Annotated in this window: 15 protein-coding genes and 3 tRNA genes; 5 read left to right on the forward strand and 13 right to left on the reverse strand. The window is 70.7% G+C overall.

Annotated elements, in window-relative coordinates; genetic code table 11:
- The 8 genes from BCF44_RS01345 to BCF44_RS01380 all read right to left on the reverse strand — a co-directional run bounded on the left by BCF44_RS01345 (window position 1) and on the right by BCF44_RS01380 (window position 16,324).
- Complete coding sequence (locus tag BCF44_RS01345; RefSeq protein WP_116172216.1) at window positions 1-303, reverse strand: acyl carrier protein; 303 nt, start codon at window positions 301-303, stop codon at window positions 1-3.
- Window positions 300-4,334 carry a beta-ketoacyl synthase N-terminal-like domain-containing protein gene (locus BCF44_RS01350; protein WP_116172814.1) on the reverse strand — a complete coding sequence of 1,345 codons (4,035 nt, stop codon included), beginning with the start codon at window positions 4,332-4,334 and terminating at the stop codon, window positions 300-302. Before BCF44_RS01350 ends, BCF44_RS01345 begins: the two co-directional genes overlap by 4 nt.
- A gap of 5 nt (window positions 4,335-4,339) precedes the next feature.
- The gene (locus BCF44_RS01355) at window positions 4,340-10,894 is read right to left on the reverse strand and encodes a type I polyketide synthase (protein ID WP_116172217.1); all 6,555 of its coding nucleotides are present in this window, start codon (window positions 10,892-10,894) and stop codon (window positions 4,340-4,342) included.
- A 319-nt stretch (window positions 10,895-11,213) separates the two neighbouring features.
- Window positions 11,214-11,567 carry a nucleotide pyrophosphohydrolase gene (locus BCF44_RS01360; RefSeq protein ID WP_246014769.1) on the reverse strand — a complete coding sequence of 118 codons (354 nt, stop codon included), beginning with the start codon at window positions 11,565-11,567 and terminating at the stop codon, window positions 11,214-11,216.
- 20 nt (window positions 11,568-11,587) lie between these two features.
- The gene (locus BCF44_RS57335; RefSeq protein ID WP_170217292.1) at window positions 11,588-12,889 is read right to left on the reverse strand and encodes a DUF2786 domain-containing protein; all 1,302 of its coding nucleotides are present in this window, start codon (window positions 12,887-12,889) and stop codon (window positions 11,588-11,590) included.
- A 40-nt stretch (window positions 12,890-12,929) separates the two neighbouring features.
- Entirely contained in the window at window positions 12,930-14,747 is a 1,818-nt protein-coding gene (gene glmS / locus BCF44_RS01370; protein ID WP_116172220.1) for a glutamine--fructose-6-phosphate transaminase (isomerizing), read from the reverse strand.
- A 10-nt stretch (window positions 14,748-14,757) separates the two neighbouring features.
- Window positions 14,758-15,033, reverse strand: a complete 276-nt coding sequence (locus BCF44_RS01375; RefSeq protein ID WP_425460063.1) for a hypothetical protein — start codon at window positions 15,031-15,033, stop codon at window positions 14,758-14,760.
- Between the two features lie 139 nt (window positions 15,034-15,172).
- A complete protein-coding gene (locus BCF44_RS01380; protein ID WP_246014770.1) occupies window positions 15,173-16,324 on the reverse strand; it encodes a L,D-transpeptidase in 1,152 nt (383 codons plus the stop codon).
- A gap of 879 nt (window positions 16,325-17,203) precedes the next feature.
- On the opposite strand from BCF44_RS01380, the gene mihF reads away from it, so the two are divergent.
- Window positions 17,204-17,515, forward strand: a complete 312-nt coding sequence (gene mihF, locus BCF44_RS01385; RefSeq protein WP_184868828.1) for an integration host factor, actinobacterial type — start codon at window positions 17,204-17,206, stop codon at window positions 17,513-17,515.
- Window positions 17,516-17,613: 98 nt separating this feature from the next.
- Here the strand turns inward: mihF and BCF44_RS01390 are convergent, their stop codons facing one another.
- The 5 genes from BCF44_RS01390 to BCF44_RS01410 form a co-directional block, all read right to left on the reverse strand.
- Entirely contained in the window at window positions 17,614-18,888 is a 1,275-nt protein-coding gene (locus BCF44_RS01390) for an ADP-ribosylglycohydrolase family protein (RefSeq protein ID WP_116172222.1), read from the reverse strand.
- 1 nt (window position 18,889) lies between these two features.
- Window positions 18,890-19,903: a YbaB/EbfC family nucleoid-associated protein gene (locus BCF44_RS01395; protein ID WP_116172223.1), complete on the reverse strand. Its 1,014-nt coding sequence runs from the start codon at window positions 19,901-19,903 to the stop codon at window positions 18,890-18,892.
- A gap of 178 nt (window positions 19,904-20,081) precedes the next feature.
- Window positions 20,082-21,251: a L,D-transpeptidase gene (locus BCF44_RS01400; protein ID WP_116172224.1), complete on the reverse strand. Its 1,170-nt coding sequence runs from the start codon at window positions 21,249-21,251 to the stop codon at window positions 20,082-20,084.
- 214 nt (window positions 21,252-21,465) lie between these two features.
- Window positions 21,466-23,145, reverse strand: coding sequence for an NAD-binding protein (locus BCF44_RS01405; RefSeq protein ID WP_116172225.1), 1,680 nt, complete (start codon window positions 23,143-23,145; stop codon window positions 21,466-21,468).
- A 62-nt stretch (window positions 23,146-23,207) separates the two neighbouring features.
- Window positions 23,208-23,525 (reverse strand): hypothetical protein, encoded by a 318-nt coding sequence (locus BCF44_RS01410; protein ID WP_116172226.1) that lies wholly within the window; start codon window positions 23,523-23,525, stop codon window positions 23,208-23,210.
- Between the two features lie 1,141 nt (window positions 23,526-24,666).
- On the opposite strand from BCF44_RS01410, the gene BCF44_RS01415 reads away from it, so the two are divergent.
- The 4 genes from BCF44_RS01415 (at window position 24,667) to BCF44_RS01430 (ending at window position 25,646) form a co-directional block, all read left to right on the forward strand.
- A complete protein-coding gene (locus BCF44_RS01415) occupies window positions 24,667-24,909 on the forward strand; it encodes a hypothetical protein (RefSeq protein WP_116172227.1) in 243 nt (80 codons plus the stop codon).
- Between the two features lie 468 nt (window positions 24,910-25,377).
- Window positions 25,378-25,450, forward strand: a tRNA-Glu gene (locus BCF44_RS01420).
- An 18-nt stretch (window positions 25,451-25,468) separates the two neighbouring features.
- A tRNA-Asp gene (locus BCF44_RS01425) sits at window positions 25,469-25,542 on the forward strand.
- A 30-nt stretch (window positions 25,543-25,572) separates the two neighbouring features.
- Window positions 25,573-25,646 (forward strand) — tRNA-Phe (locus BCF44_RS01430).
- Window positions 25,647-25,897: the final 251 nt, after the last annotated feature.

The following is a 25,897-nucleotide window of genomic DNA, read 5'->3' on the forward strand; positions in this document are numbered from 1 at the left end:
TCAGCCTCCCGCGCGCGCCAGCGCCGTCACCACGAAGTCGACCAGGTCGCCGACCTTGAGCGCGATCACCTCGTCGAGGTCCTTGTCGGCCAGGAACTCGGCCAGGTTCACCGGCTCGCCCCAGCGCTCCGAGATCAACGCGGTCAGCGTGACCAGGTCGATGCTCTCCAGCTCCAGGTCCTCGTTGAACGACGTGCCCTCGTCGATCTCCACGTCGTCCACGCCCAACTCGGCGAGCACGGTCCGCAGCATGCCGGCGATCTCGGCGAACACGACGTCACGGGACGCCTCGGTGGTGGTCATTCGTCCTCCTGATCGGCGGGACCGGCGGTCCACGCGACGACGTACTGCCGGGCCGGCAGGTCTGCTGGATTGCTGACGACCGCGCGCCGCCGGCCGTCGGTCGACGGGGCGTCGATCGCGATGCTCACGGGCGCCCGCCCGAACCGCGCGATCGCCACCCCGAGCTCGTCCTTGTGCGCCAGGGACACCGAGACCTCCGGCAGCGGGAAGCCGTTGTTGCCGGCGACCGTGACCCGGCCGTCGGCGGTGTCGGAGACCAGGACCTCCGCCGGGAACACCGGCCCGGAACCGTTGTCCCACAACAGGTTGCGCACGGCGTCCTTGACGGCGATCCGACCGAGCAGCCAGTGCCGGCGGTTGCGGGGCGGCAGCTGGTCGTAGCAGGCCCGCTCGCGGCCGCTGAGGTACTTGCTCAGGTACAGCTCGCGCGAGGCCAGGTCGGGCCACCGCTCGGCGACCGCCACCCAGCCGCCGGGCTGCCGCTGCGACAACGCGTTCCGCTCGGGGAACCGCCACGCCTCGTCCAGGTCCATGTGGCTGTCGAACCGCCGGTCGCGCCAGTCGGTGATCTCCGCCCACACCACGCCGTTCACCGTCAGCTGGGCGTCGACCTGGTAGAGCCGCTCGCTGACGTCGACGACCTTGATCAGGCAGTCGACCGGCGTGCCGGGGGCCGGGTGCGGGCCGAAGAACTCGATGCGGCCCATCTGCACCGGGAAGGCGATCCGCTTCTCGGTCTGCGTCACCCAGATCCAGTAGCCCAGCAGCTGGCCGACGTTGTCGAGCAGGCCGCCGGGCACGTCCGGGGTGGTGATCACGCCGCTGACGTGGTGCGTCCCGACGCTGGTCAGCGCGGTGATGCCTTGCAGCGCCGGGCCGTGGAACATCACGCGCCGCTCGTAGAACTCGCGGGCGGTCATGTCCGGCGTGCTGCGCGCGCTCGCCGCCACCGACCAGGCCGATTGCGGCCGGGGGGCCCAGTCCGGCGTCAGCTCCACGGTGGCCTGCGAGTGATCGCCGACCGCCACCCGCACCCGATCCGGACCGATCGGCTCGGCGGTGATCGTCACGTCCGTCGCCGGCGCGCCGATGAGCCACCGCAGCAGCTTGACGTCGTGCACCCGCACCGCCTTGAGGCCGGGTGCGGCCTCCTCGGCGGCGTCCATCATGAGCTGGATCAGGGTCGTGCCCGGCACCACCGGCCGGCGGTCGGCGAGATCGGGCCAGCCTTCCCGCTGCGGGGCAAAGCAGTGGTCGAGCAGGAACGGCATCACGTCGGTCGAGATGGTCATCCGCTTGGTCAGCGACCGAACCGAGGGCCGTTGCCGTGCGGCCATCACCTGCGCGGCCGACTCGGCGGTCTCGCGGAGCAGCGCCTCAAGCTCCGCGGCAATGGGGAAATCGGCGGTCAGGGTGTCCAAACGGGACGGACCGGTGCTGATCGTGGTGTCGACCGAGACCAGCGGCGAGCCGAGTTGCAAGGTGACGGGCTGTCGCGTCGGCTCCACCACCGAGAAGTCCGGCGACGCGCCTTCCACCCACAGCGCCGCCGCGACCAGGCGCAGTTGTTCGACCCCGCCGCGGTGCGTCGAATTCGCCGCGACGGTCAGGTGATCGGCGCCCTTCAGGGTGTCGTCGATCAGCGAGCCGAGCTGGCCGGCGCCGACCTGTACGAACACCCTGATGCCGGACTCGTGCATCGCGCGCACGGTGGCCCGGAACCGGACCGGCTCGATCAGGTGCCGGATGTAGAGGTCGCGGATGCCGTCCGGGTCGGTCGGGTACGGCGAGGCCGTGGTGGCCGACCAGATCGGCAGCGCCGGCCGGCCCATGTCCAGCCGGTCGGCGAGCTCCACGAACGGTTCGAGGAACGGCTTGAGCATCGGCGTGTGGAAGCCGGAGCGGAACGGCAGCACCTGGCTGATCACCGCGCCCTTGCGGAACTCGGCGACCAGCTCGGCGATCTCGTCCGGCGGCCCGCAGACGATGGTCTGGTTGGGCGAGTTGTCGTGCGACAGCACGATGTCCGGCCGGTCGGCGATCGCCGCCGCGACCCGGTCGACGCCGCAGCCGATGGTGGCGAACTCGACCCCCGGCACCTCGACCGACGTCGGATCGAACGCGGCGAGCTGGTCCTCCACCGCGCGGTCGGAGAACATGCCGCTGACCGACATCGCGGTCCACTCGCCGATGCTGTGCCCGGCCAGCGCCGTCGGCACGATGCCCATGCGCCGCAGCGCGCCGTCCAGCAGCCGGCCGACGCCGAGCACGCTCATGCCGTGCCGGCCGAGGTCGCCGTTGCCGACGGTTCGCCGGATGAGCCCGAAATGGTCGGCGACGTCGTCCACGCGCGGGTCGAAGTCGGCCTCCAGCCCGGGAAAGACGAACGCGATGCCGGCATTGCCCCGTAGCAGCGGTTCCGGGCTGAACCAGACGTTGCTGCGGCCGCGCCACGGCACACCCTTGGCGATGACCTTCTCCGCCAGCGCCGTCTTCTTCGGCGTCGGCTCGACGATGGCCAGACGAAGGCGGCCGACCTCGTGGTTCCGGCCGTCCTTGAGCCGTCGGAGCAGCTCATCGGGCGTGTTCGCGGCGATCCGCAGCACCTTCGCGGGCTCGGTGACGGTGATCGTCGCCGGCGCGGGCTTCGGCGCCGGCGCCTGCTCCAGCACCACATGCGCGTTGATTCCGCCGAACCCGAACGCGTTGACGCCGGCACGCCGGACCGTGTCGGTCCACGCCTCCGCCGTGTCGATCGGCCGGAACCGGGTGGCGGCCAGCGCCGGGTTCGGGTCGTCGCAGTGCAGCGTCGGCAGCAGAACCCCGTGGTGCACGGCCAAAGCCGCTTTCACCAGGCCCGCGATGCCGGCGGCCGGCATGGTGTGGCCGATCATCGACTTCACCGAGCCGATCACCGCGTGCCGGCGCTTCGGCCCGCCGAAAACCGTGGCCAGCGTGGAAAGTTCGGCCGCGTCGCCGGCGGGGGTGGCCGTGCCGTGCGCTTCGAGCAGACCGACGGAACCGTCCTCCGAGGGATCCAGTCCGGCCGCCGCCCAGGCCTTGCGGACGGCCAGGACCTGCCCGCCGGGATCGGGGTTGAACAGGCTGGCACTGCGGCCGTCGCTGGCGACGCCGGTGCCCCGCACCACGGCGTAGATCCGGTCGCCGTCGCGCTCCGCGTCCGCCAACCGCTTGAGCACCACCACGCCGGTGCCCTCGCCGATCAGGATGCCGTCGGCGTCGCGGTGGAACGGGCGGATCCGCTGGCTGGTCGAGAGCGCCCTGAGCTGCGTGAACACGCTCCAGAACGTGATGTCGTGGCAGTGGTGCACGCCGCCGGCCAGCACCACGTCGCAGCGGCCGCTGGTCAACTCGTGCACCGCATGGTCGACAGCGATCAGCGACGAGGCGCAGGCGGCGTCGACCGTGTACGCCGGGCCGCGGAGATCGAGCCGGTTCGCCACGCGTGAGGCCGCCAGGTTCGGCACCAGGCCGATCGCCGATTCCGGTTGCTCCGGGCCGAGCTGCTCGGTGAACGCCGCACGCACGCGTTCCAACTCGGCGTCGCCGATGCCCGGCACCAGCTCGCCGAGCGTGCGCACCAGTTGCACCGCCGTGCGGACGCGTTGGTCGAGCCGCACGACGCCCGGCGTCAGGTAGCCGCCGCGGCCGAGGATCACGCCGATCCGGTCGCGCGCCGGCATTCGGTCGTCGCCGCCGGCGTCGGCGATCGCGGACGCCGCCACCCGCATCGCGATCAGCTGGTCCGGCTCCGCGCCGGCCACCGAGTTCGGCATGATCCCGAACCGGGTCGGGTCCACGTCCGCGTACTCGTCGACGAACCCGCCGCGCCGGCAGTACAGCCGGTCCGCCCGCGCCGAGCCCGCCGGGTCGTAGTAGGCGGGATCCCAGCGGTGCTCGGGCACGTCGGTGATCGCGTCCACGCCGGTGACCAGATTCCGCCAGTACGTCTGGAGATCCGGCGCGCCCGGCAGCAGCACCGACATGCCGACGATCGCGACATCGGGCATCGGCGTCACCAACCGGAGGCCGTGTAGACCACGGCGCGCACGTCGTCGCGGCCGAAGGCGAGCTCCCGCAGCAGGGCCATCACGCCCTCCTCCGGGTCGATCAGCTCGATCCCGCGGCGGCCGTACTCCTGCTGGAGCTCCGGCGTGACCATGCCGCCGTGGCGAGCGTCCGGCGCCCACGGTCCCCAGTGGACGGTCAGTGCCCGATTGCCTGTACGCGTGGCCCACAACGCGCCCAGCGTCTGCAAAGCGTCGTTCGCCGCCGAGTAGTCGATCTGCCCGCGATTGCCCAGCGCAGCCGCGATGCTGCCGAACAGCGTCACGAATCGCGGCGGCGTCGGCAGTTCCTCGATGGCCGACAGCAACGCCCGCGCCCCGTCGACCTTCGTGTCGAACACGCGCCGGAACGAGTCCGCGTCCTTGTCGGCGATCAGCTTGTCCTCGATCACGCCGGCGGCGTAGCAGACCCCGTCGATGCGGCCCCGATCCGTATAGATCTCCTTGACGATGCGGTGCAAGGCCTCCTGGTCACGGACGTCTGTCGAGTGGTAGCCGACCGTGCTGCCCAGTGCCCGCAGCTCGTCCAGGGTCGACCGCACCTCCCGCGCCGCGAGGATCTGCGCCGTCCTGGCCTCGATCTCCGCCGGCGAGCGCAGTCCCTGGGCGATCAGCGCCTGCCGCAATGCCGCCTTGTCCGTCGCGGACGCCGTCGCCGGATCCTCCGGCTCCGCCGGCAACTGCGTGCGGCCGATCAGTTCGATGTGGCATCCGCTGGTCATGGCCAGCTTTGCCGCGAACTGCGCCGTGATCCCGCGCGCCCCGCCGACCAGCAGCACCACGGAGTCCCGGTTCAGGCCGATCGCCTGCGCCTCCGCCGTGCCGTCGCCCGCCGGTCCCGCGCCCGTCGTGCCGAGCGATCCCAGATCCACCGCCCGCATGTCGATGGTCATGCGGGCACCGTCGCCCCGTACCACCACCGGGTGCCGGTCGTCCGCCAGCAACTCCGTGAGCAGGCCCTTCGCCGCGTCCGTCGCCTCCACCTCGATCAACTTCGCGGTCGTCTCCGGGTACTCGCGGGAGATCGTCCGGAAGAAGCCACGGAGCCCCACCACCCGGTCGTCGGCGCGCTCCGCCACCGGCGACACGGCGACCACCCACCGCGGATTGCCGGCCAGTGCCGCCTTGAACTCGGTGAACGCCCCCGGCAGGACCGGGTCGTCGCCAGGGGAGAGAGCCCCGAGGTACAGGAGGTTGTCGGCGTTGCCGGTGACGGACGCGTGGTGCTCGGAGAGGGCGGCCGTCACCTCGGCGACGAGCTCTGGCTGGCCGCCGATGATGCGGAACTCCCGGCCGGCCAGCACGGTCGGTTCGAGCAGGCGAGCCGCCCCGACGTCCGTCGGCACGAGTTCGAACCGCTGCGGCGCCCGACCCGATGCAGGGAAGGACGCCTTACCCTCGTCCAATGCAGGGAAGGCGTCCTTCCCTGCATCAATGGGAGCGGTGAACAGGTCCGCGATCTGCTGGGCGGTGCGGGCCTTGGTGAGCTCCTCCACGTCCGCGCTGACCGAGCCCAGCCGCCCGACCAGCGTGCCGGCGATCTCGGTGCGCTTGATGGAGTCGATGGACAGGTCGGCCTCGAGATCCAGCGTCGGGTCGATCATGTCGGTGGGGTAGCCGGTCTGCTGGCTGATGACGTCCAGCACGGTGGTCAGCACGTCGGCGACGACCACGGGTTCGGGCTCGGGGACCGGCACGGCCACCGGGATCTCGACCACCGGCGGCGGGGCGATGTGCTCGACGATCCGGGCCGGGGCGTTGGCCGCGCCGCCGAAGTAGCTGAGCAGCACGTCCCGCTGCGCGGCGATCATCTCGCGGCTGGTGCGCAGGTACTCGCTGATCAGCGCGTCCTGACCGGCGCTCGGCTGGCCCATCGACAACTCCACTCGTCGGGCGGGTGTCAGCCCGCCGGTCAGGTACTGCCCGTCGGCCGTGCGGACCAGCTGGCCGTCGATCGTCCAACCGGGACGCCTCGGCGGGGTGGAAGTGCTGACGTCCACGGCGTCGCGGCCGTGGAACAGCCAGCTCGTGCGCACCGGCGCGCCGGAGACGGCGAGGTGGGCGGCGGCGGAGAGGAAGCCGCGCACGCCGCCGTCGGTGGTGACGCGGACGTGCGGCCGGTCGCCGAGGATGGCGTCGACCAGCCGGGTGAGCACCCTGCCCGGCCCGACCTCGACGAACACCCGCGCGCCGGCCTCGTACATCGACTCGATCTGGTCGACGAACCGGACGGCGGCGCCGATCTGCGCGGCCAGTTCCGTACGGACATCGCCGGCGTACGGGGCGGCGGTGCGGTTGGACCACACCGGCAGCTCGGGTTGACGTACGTCCTGTGTGGACAGGAAGTCGCCGAATGCGTCAGAAGCCCCGGCCACCAGCGGGCTGTGGAAGGCGCACGACACCTGGATCTGCTTGCCGGAGACGCCGGCGGCGCGCAGGGTCTCCACGGCCCGGCGCACCTGGTCGGTCGGCCCGGAGATCACGGTCTGCCGAGGGGCGTTGTGGTTGGCCAGCACCAGATCCTCGGTGAGCACGGCGGCCACGTCGTCGGCGGTTCCGCTGATCGCCGCCATGGAACCCGGGTCGGTGCCGGTCGCACCGAGGATGCTCTCCGCCCGGGCCCGGCTCAGTGCCAACAGCGTTGCCGGCCCGAAGGAACCGGCGGCGCTCAACGCGACGAGCTCGCCGTAACTGTGACCGGCCAACAGATCCGGCGTCACGCCGAGGCGGCCGAGCAGCTGGTTGACGGCGAGGCCGGCGATGCCGAGCGCCGGCTGTGCGGCGCGGGTGTCGGTGATCCGTGCCTTGCTGGCGGCCGCGGCGTCCGGGGAGAACGCGGCCGGCGGGAAGATCGCATCGGCCCAGTCCCGGCCCAGGTGCAGCAGGTGCTGGATCTCCGGGAACGCGACGAACAACTCGGCGAGCATGCCCGGCCGCTGGCTGCCCTGTCCGGGGAACAGGAACGCGACCTTGCCGCCCTCCTGCTGGACGAAGACCCCGCGCTGCGGATCGTGGCGGCCCGCGGCAGCGTCCCGTAGCAGCTCCGGCAGCTCGTCGAGGCTCGCAGCGACCACGGCGATCTGCGTTGGGAGAGAACGCTGTTCGGCCCGGCGTGAAGCGGTCAGGGCCAGGTCGCGCAGCCGCCACGGCCGGCCGGCAGCCTCGTTCTTGGCGACGAGGTCGAGCAGCCAGTCCACCGAACGGACCGCCGCCGCGTGGTCCTCGCCGCGGAAGGTGAACAGCTCCGCGACCCATTCGTCGCTGCTGTGCCGCGGAACCGGCGCCTTGTCGTACGCCGACAGCACGAGGTGGAAGTTGGTGCCGCCGAAGCCGAAAGCGCTGACGGCCGCGATCCGCTCCGCCGCCGGAACCGCCCACGGCACCGGCTCGGCGTGTAGAGCGAACGGATTGCCCTCGATCTCCCACGCCGCGTTCGGCTGCGACACGTGCAGCGTCGGCGGCTTGACCCCGTTGTGCAGGGCCAAAGCCGTCTTGATCAGGCCGGCCAACCCGGCCGCGCACTTGGTGTGCCCGATCTGCGACTTCACCGATCCGATCGCGCAGCTGCCGGCCGCCGCCCCGTGCTCGATGAACACCTTGGCCAGCGAACCGAGCTCGGTACGGTCGCCGACGACCGTGCCGGTGCCGTGCGCCTCGACCAGCCCGACCTGCGCCGGCGACACCCCGGCGTTGCGGTACGCCCGCTCCACCGCGCTGCGCTGGCCCTCGGGACGCGGCGCGGTCAGCCCCAGCGACTTGCCGTCGCTGGCGCTGCCGATGCCCTTGATCACGGCATAGACCTTGTCGCCGTCCCGCTCGGCGTCGGCGAGACGCTTGAGCACCAGGCAGGCCACGCCCTCGCCGAGGGTGGTGCCGTCGGCGGAGCTGTCGAACGTCTTGCAGCGGCCCGACGGCGACAGCGCGCCGACCGAGCTGAACATGAGGTAGTCGTTGATGCCGTTGTGCAGGTCGGCCGCGCCGCACAGGACCATGTCGCTGGTACCGGTGACGAGCTCCTTGCACGCCACGTCCACGGCCGCCATCGAAGAGGCGCAGGCGGCGTCGACGGTGAAGTTCGCGCCGCCGAGATCCAGGCGGTTGGCGATCCGCCCGGCGATCACGTTGGCCAGCACGCCGGGGAAGGTGTCCTCGGTCAGCCTCGGCAGCTGGCTGTCCAGCTCCTCGGGCAGCGTGCCCAGATACGACGGCAGAACCGTGCGGAGCGTGGTGGCGCTGGCCATGTCGCTGCCCGACTCGGCGCCGAAGACGACGCTGGTCTTCGACCGGTCGAAGTCGCGGTCGCCATAGCCGGCGTGCGCCAGCGACCGGTACGCGGCTTCCAATGCCAGCAGCTGCACCGGCTCGATGCTCGCCAGCGAGGCCGGCGGAATGCCGTAGCGCAACGGGTCGAACGGGATCTCCGGCAGGAAACCGCCCCATTTGGACGGGGTCCGGTCCACCGCGCCGGTCTCCGAGTAGTAGACGCCCGCGTCCCAGCGCTCGGCCGGCACCTCGGTCACGGCGTCGATGCCGGCGAGCACGTTCGCCCAGAACGTCGGCAGATCGGGGGCCTTGGGGAACATGCAGGCCATGCCGATGATCGCCACGTCCAGCGGCTCGGGCTCCGGCTCCGATTCGACGGTGCCGACAACGCCCAGAGCCTCGGCGCGGTCGGCGTGGTACCGCAGCGCGCCTTCACGCACGCTCTCGTGCAGGTCCGCGATCGTGGTCACGGCGTCGCGCAGCACGGCGACCTGCCCGGCCATGAACATGCCCTCGGCCAGCTGACGGTCCTCGGCGACGTCGAGCAGCTCCGCGCCGGACCGCTCGACGCCCTTGCTCGCGATCCGCAGCCGGCCGATGTTGAGCTGCTCCAGCTCCTCCCAGACCTCGCGATCCGGACGTCCGCTGCTCCGCAGGTCGTTCCGCAGGGCCAGGAAGTCCTCCGCGAACGGGCTCGTCACGCACCGGGTCGCGTGGCCAGGCGCCGTCTCGAGCAGCGCCGTCCCCTCGGCCGCGATGACCTGCCGCTGGAAGAGCGGCCGCACCGCGCCGTCGCGAACGCTTTCCTCCGTGAACAGGTACGCGGTCCCCATCAGGACACCGACATTGCAGGCAGAAGCCCGCAGCGGCGCGGCCATCGCGCTGACCATCGCGGCCGACCGCTCGTCGTGGATGCCGCCGGCGAACAGGATGTCCATCTCGGCCGAGGGATTCGCGCGCAGGAAGTCCAGCAGCACGCCGATCTGGGCCTCCCACAGGGGGAAACTCGACCGTGGGCCCACGTGGCCGCCGCATTCCGAGCCCTCGAAGATGAACCGCCGCGCGCCGGCGTCGAGGAACTGCCGCAGCAGGCCCGGCGACGGCACGTGCAGGAACGTCTCGATGCCCAGCTCCTCCAGCGCCGCCGCCTGCGCGGGCCGTCCACCGGCGATGATCGCGTAGCGCGGCCGCAGTTCCTGGATGACCTCCAGCTGCGCGGTCCGCACGTCCTCGGCGGCGAAGCCCAGGATGCCCGCGCCCCACGGCCGGTCGCCGAGCAGATCCCTTGTCTCCCGGAGCAAAGCCCGGGTCTGCTCCTTGTTCGCCAGCGCCAGCGCCACGAACGGCAGGCCGCCGTGCTCCGCCACCGATGCCGCGAACCGCGCCCGGTCGCTGACCCGGGTCATCGGCCCCTGGGCGATCAGGCTCGGCGCCGCCGGCGGCTGTTCCAGTGCCGTTACAACACTTTCCTTGACAGCGCGGACGAGCCGCTCCACGCGCCCGTACTCGGTCGCGTACCGCGCGGCGAGAAAACCGTCCTGGCCGACCGGAATCCGGCCCTGGCCGGCGCCGCGACGCACCAACAGCCGCTGGCCGTCGACGACGGAAGTCTCGGAACCATCCATTGGGCGGATCGCCACCGCGATCTCGTTGTCCACATCGGACTCCGAGAGCAGGGCCAGTTGTGTGTCAAGGACAACACCGGCGGCTCCGCCGACCACCGCGGCCGCCGCGGTGTGCACGCCGATGCCGCCGCACACCCAGATCGGCACGTCCACGGCGTCGACAAGCTGCTGCAGCAACACGAAGGAGCTCAGCTCGCCGACCGGACCGCCGGCCTCGTGTCCACGAGCGACGATCCCGTGCGCGCCGCCGTCGACCGCGCGCAGGGCCTCCGCCCGGCTCGAAACCTCCACCAGCACCCGGTGGTGCTCGACGAGGTCGGCGATGGACCAATCCGCGTCCTGTCCGAGCAGGACGGTGTGCACGTGCGCGTGCGGCAGGTCGCTCGGGCGCAGCGCGCACGCGCCGGTCACGCGCACCCCGAACGGGCCGCCGGCCCAGCTCAGCAGCAGGTCCAGTGCCTCCCGGCTGCGCCGGTCGCCGACGCCGAGATCGAGGAATCCGACACCACCCGCGCGATCGACCGCGGAAACCAATCGGGCATCGGGAAGGGTGAACGGGCTGACTCCCAGCACAAGATTCCGTGAGAATCCAGAGCCGGAGGTGTGGGCAGCCATCGAGCCTCCGCAGGGTATACGGGACCTTGGGGTGCGCACATCGGTGTAGCCACACCCTAATGGGTGGATCCGAGCGGAAAGGCTATGGCTGAACCGGGTATTCCGTCAATTGAGGAACTAGTGAGTTCAGGAAAGTTTGCGTGGGACTTCAGCCCGGCTCAAGCGTTCGCGTCGCGGTTCCCGCCGGGATGACAACCCCGCTGACCTGCCCAGCTGGGCCGAACGGGTTGCGGTCGATCGAGGTGGCCGGCGCCAGTCCCGGTGGATGTCGCGACCGTTGCTCGTGCGTATATATCCGATGAAATGGCTGGTCATGATCTTAAAGACGGTCGTGCTTGGTCGCGTTTCCCCGTGACTTCTCGACCGGGTACCGCAATTCGTTGCGAGCCAACTTGTCCAACGCCGCCTGGGCCAGATCGATGCCGGTCACATCGGCGAAACGGACCAGATACAGGAACACGTCGGCGACTTCCATGGCCACCCGTGCCCGCAGTTCCGGCTCGGACAGGCCGGTCCGGATCTCCTCGTCGGACAGCCACTGGAGCTCGGCCAGCAGCTCCCCGGCCTCGCCGGCGAGCGCCATCGCCAGGTTCTTCGGCGTGTGGAACCGGGCCCAGTCGCGCGCATCGGCGAAGGCGCGAATGCGAGCCGTCAGGTCCTCGATGTCGGTCACGGCCCGTACGGTAATCGAATTTATCGAGTGGGCGTCAGCTTTTGCCGGCTCACACCGATGTCGGCCAGATCTGCGGCCGCGGTTCCGGCCTCCCATCCCGCCGCGCTGCCCACCGTGTACGACTTCTTCACCGTGCTCGGATAGAGCTCCTCGAACAGTTGCTCCACCGCGTGTTCCCGATCGGCCAGCACCGGCAGCAGCCGGTCGTCCGACACCAGGTCGTCGCTCTCCTGCGCCGCCGCCCGCAGCCGCTGGCCGATCCGCGTGGCGTAGGCCAGCAGGAACGACTGCCGGTACGTGCGGCTGCGCGCCTCGATGCCGCTCGCCGTGGACGTGCCCGCCGCCACCATCGCCCGAGTCGCCTGCAACAGCAGGGAAGTCGACAGCAGTTCGGTGATCTCGAGGTCCAGGTCGGCCCCGATCAGCGCGATGAAGCCGATCTTCTCGTACACCACGCCGCGCGACCGGTTCGCCGCCGCGACCGCCGCCACCAGCTGCGCCTTCGCGCCGACGTAAGGCGTGTCCAGCCACACCCGCCGCGAACTGGCAGTCTGCGGCACGTGTTCGTCGGCGTCGAGCAGCGCCCGCTCGAAGGCGTGCCGGGTCATCAGCTCCTGTGCCTTGGCGGACAACGCTTCCGCCTCCTCCGGGAACTCCGTCGACTCGGCCTTCGCGAGCAGTCCTCGCACCTTGGCCAGCACCTTCTGGTCGACGACGACGGCCGTCGCCGCGTCGGCGGCCGTGGAGGTGCCCGGCAGCGGCAGGATCAGCGGCAGCTTGGGCAGCGTCATCAACGTCGCCAGCGCGACGATGACGACCTCCAGCCCCTCCACCTTGGTGAGGATGTGGCGGGTGAGCCACTGCTCGAAGTGCTGCCGGTCGTGCGGCCACCACGGGCGCGCCTCGATCTGACGGAGCTGGTCACGCCACCGCTCGTGCAGCGTCGCCTCGGCGTGCTGCGACATGTCCACCGCGATGACATCGGTGACCAGCGCCGTCGCGAAGTCGTCGCACTCCCGCCGGATCACCTGGACGAGGTCGTACGGCAGCCAGCCGCTCGGCCAGAGGAGGTTCAGCGTGCGGTGGAACACCCCGGCCACGGCCAGTCCGAGCTGGCGGTCGTCGGCGTCGCCCAGCGCGGTGGCCTCGGCCGCCGCGACCTGACGCTGCCCGTACGAGTAGTCGTTGGCCGCGGCCCACAGCCGCGCCGCGAGGCCGTTCGCGTCGAGCGAGCGCGCGTCGACGCCGTCGGTCATCCGCTGCGCGTGGCGCGCGCGTGCCCGCTCCTTGGCGGCGCGCCGGCCCCGGTCTGAACTCCCCACGTGCATGAGGTTACCGACCGGGCCCGGCGTCACCCTCCGTTCACTCCACGGTCACGCTTTTCGCCAGGTTTCGCGGGTGGTCGACGTCGTGCCCGAGCAGCACGGCCGCGTGGTAGGCGAGCATCTGCAGCGGAATCCCCAGCAGGATCGGGTCCAGCTCCGGCTCGGCCCGCGGCACGACGATCGTGTGATCGGCCAGCGCGGCCGGCAGCTCGCGGTGCGCCAGCGCGAGAATTCGACCGCCCCGCGCCTTGATCTCGCCGAGCGTGGTCAGGTTCTTGTCGTACAGCTCGTCGTCCGGGACGATCGCGACGGTCGGAGTCTCCGGGCTGATCAGCGCCAGCGGCCCGTGCTTGAGCTCCGAGGCCGGGTACGCCTCCGCGTGCACGTACGAGACCTCCTTGAGCTTCAACGCCCCCTCGCGCGCGACCGGCCAGCCCCGCACCCGGCCGATGAACATCACGTTCGGGCACGTGCCGTACTCCGCCGCCAGCCCGGCGATCTGGTCCTCCAGCTTGAGGATCTCGCCGATCTGCGCCGGCAGCGCGCGCAGGCCCCGCACGAGCCGCTGACCGTCGGCCGGCGAGAGGTCACGCACCCGTGCGAGGTGCAACGCCAGCAGGGCGAAGTCCACGGTGGTCACGGTGAACGCCTTCGTCGACGTCACAGAAATCTCGGGACCCGCGTGCAGGTAGATGCCGCCGTCGCACTGCCGCGCGATGGAGCTGCCGACGGCGTTCACGACGCCGAGCACGCGGCCGCCCTTGCGCTGGATCTCCTGCACGGTGGCGAGGGTGTCGTACGTCTCGCCGGACTGGCTCACCGCCACGTACAGCGTGTCCGGGTCGATCAACGGATTGCGGTAGCGGAACTCCGACGCCGGTTCGGAGTCCGCCGGCACCCGGGCCAGCTCCTCGATCAGCTGGGCGCCGATCTGGCCGGCGTAGTGCGCCGAGCCGCAGCCGAGGATCTTGACCCGCTTGAACTCCCGCGACTCGCGCGGGGTGAGGTTCAGGCCGCCGAGATGGGCGGTGCCGAAGCGCTCGTCGAGCCGGCCGCGCAGGGTCCGCTCGACCGCCGTCGGCTGGTCGTGGATCTCCTTGCGCATGAAGTGGCCGTAGCCCTCGGCCTGGTAGTCGTCGTCCTCGACGTCCACCGTCGTCGGCGGCCGGGTGGTGACGGTGGCGTCCAGCGTCCGGGTGCTGAAGCCGTCGGCGGTGAGCACCGCGACCTCGCCGTCCTCCAGGTGCACCACCTGCGAGGTGTGCCGGACCAGCGCCATCACGTCTGAGGCGACGAAGAGCTCCTTGTCGCCGACGCCGAGGATCACCGGGCTGCCGTTGCGGGCCGCCACGATCCGGTCGGGCTGGCGGGTGTCGACCACCGCGATGCCGTAGGTGCCGACGATGTCCGGCAGCACCCGGCGGACCGCCTCCTCGATGTCATCGACGTCGACGGCGGCGATCAGGTGGGCCAGCACCTCGGTGTCGGTCTCGGAGACCAGGACGACCCCGTTGGCGGTCAGCTTGGCCCGCAGTTCCTCGGCGTTCTCGATGACGCCGTTGTGCACGACCGCGACCCGCCCGCTGCCGTCGACGTGCGGGTGGGCGTTCTCCTCGCTCGGCACGCCGTGCGTCGCCCACCGGGTGTGGCCGATGCCGACCGGCCCGGACAGGCGGGCCGGCACGTCCTGGGCGAGCTGTCCGACGCGGCCCTTGACCTTGCGGACCCGCAGCTTGCCGCGGCCGACCACGGCGACCCCGGCCGAGTCGTAGCCGCGGTACTCCAGCCGGGCCAGGCCCTCCAGCAGGATCGGGACGCAGTCCCGGGGCCCGACGTATCCGACGATTCCACACATGGTCGTTCCCTCACCCGTAGACGATGCGCCGCAGCTGCCGCACCGACAGCTCGGGCGCCGCGACGCGGCGCTGCGGCAGCTCGGCGGCGATGCGCTCGAAGATCTGGTCGTTGGTCAGCCCGGCCGACTTCAGCTCGACGTGCCGGCGGCGGACGACCGCCTCGACCGGCTCGTCGAAGTAGGCGAGCACGTCGGCGACGACCCGCGTCGCCTCGCCCGGACCGAGCGCGGTGGTGCGCATCAGGTGCGAAACGAGATCCCCGAACGGGTGACTGGCGGCCGACACGAACGGTGATGCTGCCCGTTATCGCGGCGTGATCGCAACGATCCTGCCCGAAATCGGGCAGGATCACGTGACTTGGTCGCGGACATGCCACGGGGGCCGCACCCGAGGTGGGTGCGGCCCCCGTGGGAACGGCCGTGGATCAGCCCGTGACGGCGCTGCCCTTCTGCCAGTCGGCCCAGCTGAGCTCCCAGTCGCCGAAGGTGTCCCAGATCGGCAGCGACGGGCCGCCGGAGTTGGTCACCTCGACGACGTCGCCCAGGTTGAAGTTGTTGAAGAACCACTGGGCGTTCTCCGGGCTGAGGTTCACGCAGCCGTGCGAGACGTTGGAGTTGCCCTGCTGGTTGACGGTGTTCGGGTTCTCGTGCACGAACTCGCCGTCGTTGGAGATGCGCTCGTCCCAGTACTCGGTCGACTTGTAGTAGCCGGGCTGGCCGGGCATCACGCCGTAGGTCGCCGAGTCCATCACGACCTGCTGCTGCTTGTCGGAGATCACGTGCGGCCCGACGTGGGTCGGCGTCGCGTCCTTGCCGAGGCTGATCGGCATGGTGTTGACCACGGCACCGTTGTGCACGATCTGCATCTGCTTGGTGTTGCCGTCGGCCTTGGCGATCCAGGAGTCGTGGATCTTGTACGTGGTCGAGCGGTCGGTCTTGCCGTACACGCCGCCGCCCATGTCCACGCCGTACAGGTTGGCGTCGAGCTTGATCGTGGTGCCGGCCTGCCAGTAGTTCGCCGCCCGGTAGTGCGCGGTCTTCGCGTCGACCCAGTACCAGGAGCCCTGCTGGGCCGGGGTGGTGGTGACGGTCAGCGCCTTCTCCACGGCCGCCTTGTTCGTCACCGCCGAGTCGAAGGAGACGCCGATGATCTGGCCGACGCCGAAGGTCGCGCCGTCGCCGGGCGGGGCCGGGGTGAACGAGGGGTAGGCCTGCGCCTTGGGCGTGAGCGTGGTGAAGGTGCTCTTCTGCTCGGTCTGCTTGCCGTCGGCGTTGTTCGCGTCCGCGACGATGTTGTACGTGGACCCGTAGCCCAGCGGCTCGCTGGACGTCCAGGTCAGGCCGTCCGCCGACAGGTCGCCCTTCACCGCGTTGCCCTTGGCCGCGTTGGTGACGGTGACGGTGGTCAGCTTGCCGTTGGTGGCCTTGACCACGATCGGCGTCGTCGGGCTGACCTGGTCGCCGGGCGAGATGCTCACCTGCGCCGCGGGCGCGGCCGGCTTGGTGCTTGTGGTCGTGGTGCCGCTGGCTGTCCCGTCCGCGCTGGACGAGCAGGCGCTCAGCGCCAGTGCCGCCACGGCGAGTCCGACGACCCCCGCGGACCCCAGACGCCGCCGGCGCCCAGAGCTTCTCTGGACAGTGCTTCCTCCGACAAGCATGTAACCCTCTTCACTCACGGCCCGTGTCCCGGATCAGCCCAGACCCATCCGTGGCCGACCTCGCCCCCAGAAGGGTAGGCGGCGGCCTCTCGATGAATAAGACGTGGTGGGCGGCCCGACGTTGCCTCCCGCCTTGGGGCGACGCGCGATCCGGTGACATTTGGTCCGCGCAGCGCAGTCAGCGACCCCGTTCCGCCGGGTGCTCTGTCCCCGGAACGGCGTTGATTGGGCCGTTCAGGGGATAACTGCCCGTGCTGATAGCGCATTGCTGACAGTTGGCTCAGAGATCGCTGCGCCCGGTTGCGCGATCGACCGCGCCGACGGGTCCGGCCTGGTCGACGCGGCCATGTCGATCAGGTGGCGTACGACACTCTCGTGATCGCCAGATGGGGTGGCCACGGCCGGTGGAGTTGTGGATGAGTCACCGGCCGCCGGTCCGCGCGCTGGATCGGTTCCGTCGGTCGGCCGCTGACCTGCCGCGATAGCGCCCCCGACCTGGGGGTTGGTGACGTTTGCGCAGCTCAGTGGCCGATCGGCCGTCGTTTGTGGACCGTTCGGGAGGCGTCGGCACCCGGCCGGGTGCCGCGGTCCGGTAGGCGCCGGTGGTGTGAACTCCGTGTGAGGGCAGGTTCACCTGGATGAACTTATCCCGCTCGACGGGTGTCACTGGAAAGGCTGGCGTAGCGTCACCCTCGGGGTTGCCGCGACGCGCCAACAAGCGCGAACGCTGACGAAAGTCGTGGTCAGCGTGCATGATGGCGGTCGAGCAACCCCTCGTCGCAAGAAAGGACCATGAAGTTGGCTCTGCCCACACTGACCCCTGAGCAGCGTGCGGAAGCGCTGGCGAAGGCTGCGGAGGCCCGCAAGGCCCGCACCGCGCTGCTTGCTTCGATCAAGTCCGGTGAGACGACCTTCGGTGAGGTGCTCAAGCGCGCCAAGGACGACAAGACCGTCGGCAAGACGAAGGTCGCCCAGCTGCTGAAGGCCGTGCCCGGGCTCGGCGCCGTCAAGGTCGCCAAGCTGCTCGAGGAGACCGGCATCGACGCCGACCGCCGCGCCGCCGGCCTCGGCGACCGGCAGCGCCAGGCGCTGCTCGACGCGATCGGCTGAGCACGGCCATGTGCTCGACGACCGATAAAGGTCCGGTCGACCGATATCGAGTCAGTCCGACCCGGCGCAGCTGTCGCGCCGGGTCGGACCGCAACTAGTCACCACCCCGGATAGCGCTGCAACCACGCGTCGTCGCCGGGCGGGTTCGGACCGAACTCGGCCAGCGCGTCCCTGGTCAGCGACGTGATCGCGGGCCTGAGCTCCAGCCGCTCCAGCCAGTCGGCCGGGATCGCGGCCACGCCGTAGCGCGCCCCGGCGAGGTTCCCGCAGACCGAGCCGGTCGAGTCGCTGTCGCCCGAGTGGTTCACCGCCAGCCGCAGCGCGGACGGCAGGTCGTCGGTCGCCAGCATCGCGTAGACGGCGATCGCCAGTGCCTCCTCGCCGACCCAGCCGCCGCCCAGCTCGTCGGCCAGCCGCTCGGCGCTGACCAGCCCCTCGTCCGCCAGTCGGACCGCGGTGGTCAGCCTCGCCAGCTGCTCCTCGTGCCCCTGCCAGCGCGTCAGCACCGGCGTCAGCGCCGCGATGCACTCCGGCAGCGACGCGCCGCCGAGCAGCCCGTGCACGAGGAACGCCAGCGACGCCGCCGACAGGTAGCCGCTCGGATGCCCGTGCGTCAGGGCGGCGGTGGCCGCGGCCAGCCCGAACACCTTCTCCGGGTCCGTCGACCACAGCGCCACCGGCGCGGCCCGCATGACGCCGCCGCAGCCCTTCGAGTCGTTCAACGGGTTGGTCATCGAGCCGGCCGTGCCGTCCGCGGCGAACACCCGCAGCGCCGTCACGCAGGTGTTGCCCGGGGCCCGGCGCGCGAACAGGCCGCGCTCGGTGATCAGCCAGCCGTCCGGCTGCGCCCGGCCCTCGGCGAACGGCCCGCCGGCCTGCGGCCAGTCGAAGCCCTGGGTGTGCAGCCAGCGCTGATAGGCGTGCTGCACCACCGGCACCGGGTCGCCGGCACCCGACACCCGGTCCCGCACGTGCGCCCGGATCAGGCCCTCCAGCGTGAACAGGGTCATCTGGGTGTCGTCGGTGATGGTGCCGTCCGGCCCGGTCGGCCCGAGGCCGGTCACGCCCTGCTCTCCGTGCTGGCGCCGGATCATGTCGATCGGCAGGAACTCGATGGACGCCCCCAGCGCGTCGCCGACCGCGCCGGCCAGCACGCAGCCCAGCACCCGGTCCGCCCAGGTCGTCGCCGACGCCGGCACCGGGAACTTGCGGCCGTTCTCGTCCAGGCCGATCGGGAAGTCGTGCCGCCCCGGGTCCAGCGGCCGGATCCGCTGCTCGACCGGCACGGCCAGGCTGTCCAGGTGGAACCGGGTGATCCGGTCGATGTGCTCCGGGCTGGCGCCGGCAGCCCACTCCCACTCGCTCAACGCCATGTCAGCCCAGCTCCTCCAGCGCGATGTCCCAGCCCTTGATGCTCGGGTAGTACCGCTTGCCCGTGACGCGGAACGTCGACCCCGGCCCGAACACCACCTCGGCGAACTGCTCGCCGTCCTGGGAGATGGCGCCGATCAGCTTGCCGCCGTGGCGGGCGTCGATGGTGTAGCGGACCAGGCCGTCGCCGGTGTAGGCCGGATTGGCCGACGTGCTCAGGAAGGTGCGTTCCACGATGGTGTCGCCCAGGTGGTACTCGGCCGCGATGGCCGCCGCCCGGTCGGGATCGCGGACGCCCAGCACCCGGGTCACGATGCCGGCGTAGGACGGCAGCTTGCTCAGCGCCGTCACGACGTGGTCGATCTGGCTGCCGCTGTCGGCGGGCCGGTCCGGGGCCGGCGCGGGCGGGTCCTGGATCAGCACCGGCACCGGGACCGGTTCCGGGTCCAGGATCGGCTCGACGGGAGCCGGCGGCTCGTCCAGGTCGAGCGGATCGAGGCCCGGCCGGTCCTCCGCCACGAGATCCCTGCTCAACGACTCGGAACCCCGGGGATCGCCGCCCAGAGGATCGGAAATCAGAGGATCGCCGCCCAGGGGGTCGGAGCCCAGGGGGGCGACCGCGAGCGGGTCGACGCCCAGCGGGTCCGGGTCCAGGGGGTCCACGGGCTCGGGGGTCGGTTCCGGGGCCGGCAGCTCCGCGTCCTCCAGCGGTGCGGCTCCCACCTGCCGCGCAGCCTCGCGGACCGCACGGGCGACCGCCTCGGCCAGGCTGGCCGGCGTGTGGTGCTCGAACGCGTCCCGGTCGAACGACAGCTGCCGCAGGCCGCCGACGCCGTCGACCACCACCGTGACCATCCGGTCCGGCGACTGCGCCATGGTCGTGCGCGTCCGCAGATCGCGATTGAGCTGCTGCGCGTGCGCCAACTGCTGCCGCGAACTGTCCAGCAGCTGGCTCATCGAGTCCAGCAGCGCGGCGTTGCGGGCCAGCAGCTCCGCCATCTGCTCCGAATCGGTCATCCTCGCCCCTCTGATCGGCAGACAGGACGGTACCCAGCGCGATCCGGCAACACAGCAACGTTGACGCAACGGTCGGGCGGATTCCCGGCTGAACTGCTCGAACCCGCGTCGTGACGTGCGCCACCGACGACTGAGCCCCGGGCCATCGGCCCGGGGCTCAGTGTGAGGCAAGGGTGGATCAGCCGTGCAGGGCCGACTTGGCCAGCCACTGGTCCCACGGCACGGCCCAGTCGTAGTAGTCGCCGTCCTTGGCGCCCAGCTGCTGGGTCGAGCCGGTGATCTCCACGGGGTCGCCGACCATGACCTCGTTGTAGACGATCTCGGCGGTGGCCGGCGCCAGGTTCACGCAGCCGTGCGAGACGTTCGTGTTGCCCTGGGCCCAGATGCTGCCGGCGTAGCCGTGCACGAACTCGCCGTTGTTGGAGATGCGCATCGCCCACGGCACCACCACGTTCTCGTAGTGGTACTTCGGGTTGCTCATGGCGAAGGTCGGGCTCTTGGACATGACCACGTGCGTGCCGCTGTTGGTGACCCGGCCCGGGTCGGAGTCCAGCCCGTAGCTCGCCGGGTAGTCGGCGATCACGTTGCCGTCCTGGACGATCTGGAGGCGGTGGGTCTGGGTGTTGCCGCGCAGGATCATGCTGCGGCCGACGGTGAACGACGTGGTCAGGTCCTCCGCGCCGTACGCGCCGTTGCCGAAGGACGTGCCGTACAGCTTGGCCAGCAGGGTGACCTTGGTGTTGGCCGGCCAGTAGTCCTTGGTGCGGTAGTGCAGCGTCTGGTCGTCCAGCCAGGCCCACGAGCCGGTGCTCGGGTTGGACGTCTGCACGGTCAGCGCCCGCTCGACCGAGGCCTTGTCCTGCACCGGCGAGCTGAAGGTGAGCACGATCGGCTCGGCGACGCCGACGGTGGCGTTGTCGGCCACGTTGATCTGGGCGTCGATCTGGCGGGCCGGCGTGAGCGTGTGGAAGGTGCCGCCCAGCGGCACCTGCTTGCCGTCCGAGCCGACGGCGGTGCCGGACCAGGTGTACGTGCGGTTGTAGCCGAGCGACTCGGTGGCGGTCCAGCTGTGCTTGTCCGGCGAGGTCAGGCCGGCCACGGGCCGGCCCTCGTCGTTGACCAGGTGCACGTCGGTGATGGCGCCGTCGGCGACGGTCACCTGCACGGGGTCGGCCGGCGACACGTTCTGCGCGGTGTCGCCCGGGATCTGGGTGACCTTGGCCGGCTTGGACACGGCCGCCGGCGACACCTTCTGCTCGGCGGTCGTGGGTTTGGCCGGCGGCTGCGTCGTCCCGGTGGATCCGCACGCGGCTAAGCCGAGCATGGTGGCCATGACCCCCGCCGCCATGACCCAGCGTGTTCCTCTGACCGCCCGCACGGCCACCCCTTCCCCCGAAACCCCTCATCACGTCCTGTAACTCATTCGACGTCGCAGCTACGGCCCGCGTTGACAGCGCTAAACGTGATTCATGTCACAGGTGCCGGACAGGCGATGACGATCGACTTCTTGAACGGTACCGCCGGATGCCGACAGCGACGCTCTCGATCTGATCAAGATGGCGCTACTGTCCGGAACCGCCGACGATGCTGCTGGCCAGGATCTGCCCCAGGCCGGTGCGGGTGGCCACCACCATCAGGCGGTCCCGCGGCACCAGCTGGTGGTCGGCCGGCGGCTGCCAGTCCATCCGCTGCTCGGTGCGGCGCTGGAGCGCGATCACCCGGACCTCGGTGCGCTGCTCGACCTCGCCGATGGTCCGGCCGCCCAGGCCGGTCCCGTCGCCGACCGGCACCTCGGCGATCAGCAGCACCCGCCGCCCGACCGGGATCGTGCCGATGACCTGCCGTTCCACCATGGCGGCGGCGAAGGCCGGCGCGGCCAGCGCCGACACGCTGCGCGAGACGTCGATGTTGAAGCGGCGCTCGACCAGCCGGGCGAAGTCGTTGTCGAACAGCCGCAGCACGACCAGCAGGTCGTCGCGGATGGCCCGCGCGGTCAGCGCCGCCTCGAGGTTGACCACGTCGTGCGAGCTCAGCGTGACCAGCGCCCGGCTGGTGCCGATGTAGGCGGCCCGCAGCGTGTCGTCCCGGCTGGCATCGCCGATGATCACCGGCAGCCCGAGCCGTCTGGCCAGCGGGATGCCGCGGGCGCTCTCGTTGCGGTCGACGCCGACCACCGGCACGCCCAGGTCGTGCAGCTGGGCGACCACCCGGGCGCCGACCTGGCCGAGCCCGATCACCACGACATGGTCGCGGAACGGTCCCTGGGGGCCGTTGGCCGCCGCCAGCCGCGCGCTGACCACGGCGTCCAGCGCCACCGCGGTGATGATCGGAATGATCGAGATGCCGACCAGCGTCACCATCACCTGGGTGATCTTGTTGATCACCGGCAGGCTGTCCGTCGGCTGGGCCGCCCCGGCGACGTCCAGCGCCGTCTCGTAGACGGCGTTCCACCAGGTGTAGCCGCCGAACACGGCGAACATGGTGGTGCCGATGGCCAGCAGCACGAACAGCGACGCCGCGGCGGCGGCGACCCTGCGGTTGAGCACCGAGCCGAAATTGCGCCGCAGCGCCGCCATGAACGCGCTGGGCCGGCGGCGCACCGGCTTCTCCACCACCGAGCCGTTGGCGAAGGCGAGCACCAGGTCGGTCGAGTGCTCGGTGACCGGCAGCAGGTCGGGATGGGTGGAGTCGGTGGTGTCGGCCAGGCCGCAGATGATCCGCTCCGGCGCGACCTCGTCCCGCCGCACCACATATAAGGTGCGGCCCGACACCCGGATGTGCGTCGGGCCCTCGCGGCCGAGCGAGGCCGCGACGAACGAGGGCGCGGCCATCGCCGCGTCGGAGAGCACCGCGCAGTCCGCGAACAGGGTGCGGACCCGGTGGCCGAGGCTCGTGTTGAACAGGCGCAGCACGAGCCGCAGCTCGGGGTTGATGTCCTGGGCCAGCAGCGCGGCGTGGATGTTGCCGGCGTCGTCGGAGCCGAGCAGCGCCAGCGCCCGGGCCGTCGACAGCTTGGCCTGGAGGAACGCCGCGTTGTCGGGGGCCGCCGCCTCGATCACCCGGACCCGGCTGAGCTGGGCGATCCGCGGACCGTAGTTCTCCTGCTTCGACCGCAGGATGACGGTGACGTCCTCGTCGTACCGATTGATCAGCTCGTCGACGAGCCGGAAGGCCAGCGGGCTGTCCCCGCACACCACCAGATGCCGACGCCGGTCGTTCCTGCGGAGCTGGAGCGTCGGCACGGCTTGATCGTATGCGAGCCGAACGCGTCAGGGGCCGGTTGTGGGGAAGTGGTCCCCTGGGTTCAGTAGCGGCCCTGCTGCTGGTTCTGGGACTCCCAGGCCAGGCGCTGGGTGATCCACTCCTGGGCCAGCGACTGCGGGGAGGTGTGGTGCATGGCGGCGAGCTCGCGGAGCTGCTCGTTCGCGGTCAGCGAGAGCCGCAGCTGGTAGACCTGCGCGTTGCCGAAGCGGCGGCCGGACCCGGTGGTCTCGACGTCGCCCTCGGGGGCCAGCGCCGCCAGGTAGTTCTCCAGCTCGTGGTCCGGAGCGGCTTCCTGCTGCTCACGGGCCGGCTCGCGGTGTCTACCGTCTTTTTTCCGTCCAAGCGAGGGAAGAGGCACCGAAGGAGGATAACGGTTCGGTTGCGGGCGGGTGACGGGTGTGTCCGGCGCCACACCTGCCCCGGCGTGGAGAGGCCCCCGCGCCAGGGGGAGGAACGCGGGGGCCGGAGGGGATCTCCACAGGCGCTGACCGGGGGTATGTCAGCAAAACGATTGTGACATGCGCCGTTGCCGCGTGCGAGGGTTTCGCACTGGATTCATGCCCGAATTTCCTGCTTGAAAACCAGATAGTCGCCAACCGTTCGGGGTGATCATTGCTCGGCCCGGCTGAGCGGGGCTGCTCCGGACAGCGCTTGCGTTCGACGGCGTCCGCCCGCTACGGATGCGTTGAAACGGTTGAGGCCGACAGTACGCAGTGTGACCGCGGCGGTGACTCGCTACTCATCGTCGCATTCGGGTGCCGTCGCGACTTTGAGTGACGACATTCACCATCCACGGTATGTGAACTTTTCGCGGGGTCCGCGGATGCCTCGTTGGCGCGTGTCGGAGTCCTCGCGCCGCATAGCCTGTACGGCCGTCAAAGAGGCGGCCGATGGCCCCTGACCTGCGGCGGCGTGCCGGCCGCGATCATGAGGGCGGGTGACGACCGGGCAATCCCCGCCGTTGGCATGGACGGTATGTCCGCGGTTCTCGAAGTCGTCGAACCGGGCGGCGGCGGCCGACGACACACGTGACAACTTCTTGTGCGACGCCATTGACAATGGTTGAGCCATGCTCTCTCTCGGCGCGGTGTCGCTCTCCGGAGAGTGACGCGGGCTTGCTCGCGCGACTTCCGGGGCGTGGCCGCACACTACGAAGAGCAACGCGATCAGCTTGTTGTTCTCCGGCGTGTGGCCGCGTTCTCGAACCCGGGTTCGCCCCGGGCCGTCGGCACGCGTCCGCGACCATTCCACCGTGTTCCCCGCATGGTTCGCGGCCCGTTGAGGCGTGCCGCCTCGCCCGTGCGGGCAATGGCGGCGGCGCCGGCGACGACCCCCGGCGACCGGCTTGACCGGTGCAGGCCCGGAGGTGTTGATCAGTGGCCGTTCTGGTGCATAACTCACGGTCACTCTCCGTCTGATGGGAATCACTCTCCGGGGGGCTGCAAGGCGCGCCGCGGCTCGCTTAGCCTCGCCGCCGAAGGCCGAGTCGGGGAGGCATCATGAGCGGGAACCTGGAAGTCCGGAAGCTCCTCTGGCAGCACGACGACGCGATGCCGCGTGGCTCGACGAACGGCGTGCCCGCCCAGCGCAGCGACGAGCCCTCGAAGATCTCCGCCGAGCAGGTGCACCGGGCCCGCCTCGCGGTCGCCCGCGGCGCGCTCGACGTGGACGACTGCCGGCAGCTGCTCGACATGTTGGGGCTCGCGCCCGGTGAGGACGGGGTGCCGCCGGTCCGTCGGTGACGCGGCGTTCCTCCCCGCGGGGACCAGGCCGGTCGCCGGGGCCGAAGGCGTTCGGGGCGCCTCCCGGCGGTCGGTCCGCCCACACATGAGGTTCCGTCAGGTGCGGCGGGAGCCGCATTCGAAATGTTCGAGCCGTCTCGTGGAATTCACGCGCCGGGGTGTGTGAACGGGTCGGCTTTGCCGACCGGTGAATTCCGGCCGCGCGGGCGGGCGTCGCCCGGCGATCCAGATGTGGCGCAGCACACTTCGACGCGTCCGGCGGCGTCGGCGGGCCGGATCAGGGCCCTGATCAGGGCCTGATCGTCCGGGGGTCGTCTGCGGCCGGGGTAAAAGCGCAGGTAGGCGCGTTCCGGCCCCCCGGTTTTGGAGGATGTCCCCGACGTGTTCTATGCTTGCGGAGCTTCCAGCGGATGGTCGTTGGAGGGCCCGGATGCCAAGGTCCCTCGTAGGAGGTCCAAGGAAGCCGGAGTCCTCATCGTCTAGCGGCCTAGGACCCCGCCCTTTCAAGGCGGTAGCACGGGTTCGAATCCCGTTGGGGGCACGAAAACCGAACAAGCAAGGCCCAGTGGCGCAGTTGGTTAGCGCGTCGCCCTGTCACGGCGAAGGTCGCGGGTTCAAGTCCCGTCTGGGTCGCAGGAGTACGATCGGGCTTCCGGTCTTCCTGGCCAGGTAGCTCAGTTGGTACGAGCGACCGCCTGAAAAGCGGTAGGTCGGCGGTTCGACCCCGCCCCTGGCCACAGCTCGTTAAAGCTCGCACAGTGTGAGATTGCGCAGGGCACGGAACATCTCTGATGTTCCGTGCCCTTTGTGTTATTCGCGTTCGGCCGCCGGCAGTCGACCACTCAGACGTGGCGTGCTCACTCGACTGAGTGTTCACCGGTCGCGGTACCCCACGGATCTGCGTCACTCTCGGTTCAACTTTCGCCGTAACTTTCCCGTATCGACAAGGCGCGATGCTTACTTGTCACTCAAGTGGGGGATATTCGTG

It is taken from the genome of Kutzneria buriramensis, from assembly GCF_003387475.1.
In the GTDB taxonomy this organism is placed as follows: domain Bacteria; phylum Actinomycetota; class Actinomycetes; order Mycobacteriales; family Pseudonocardiaceae; genus Kutzneria; species Kutzneria buriramensis.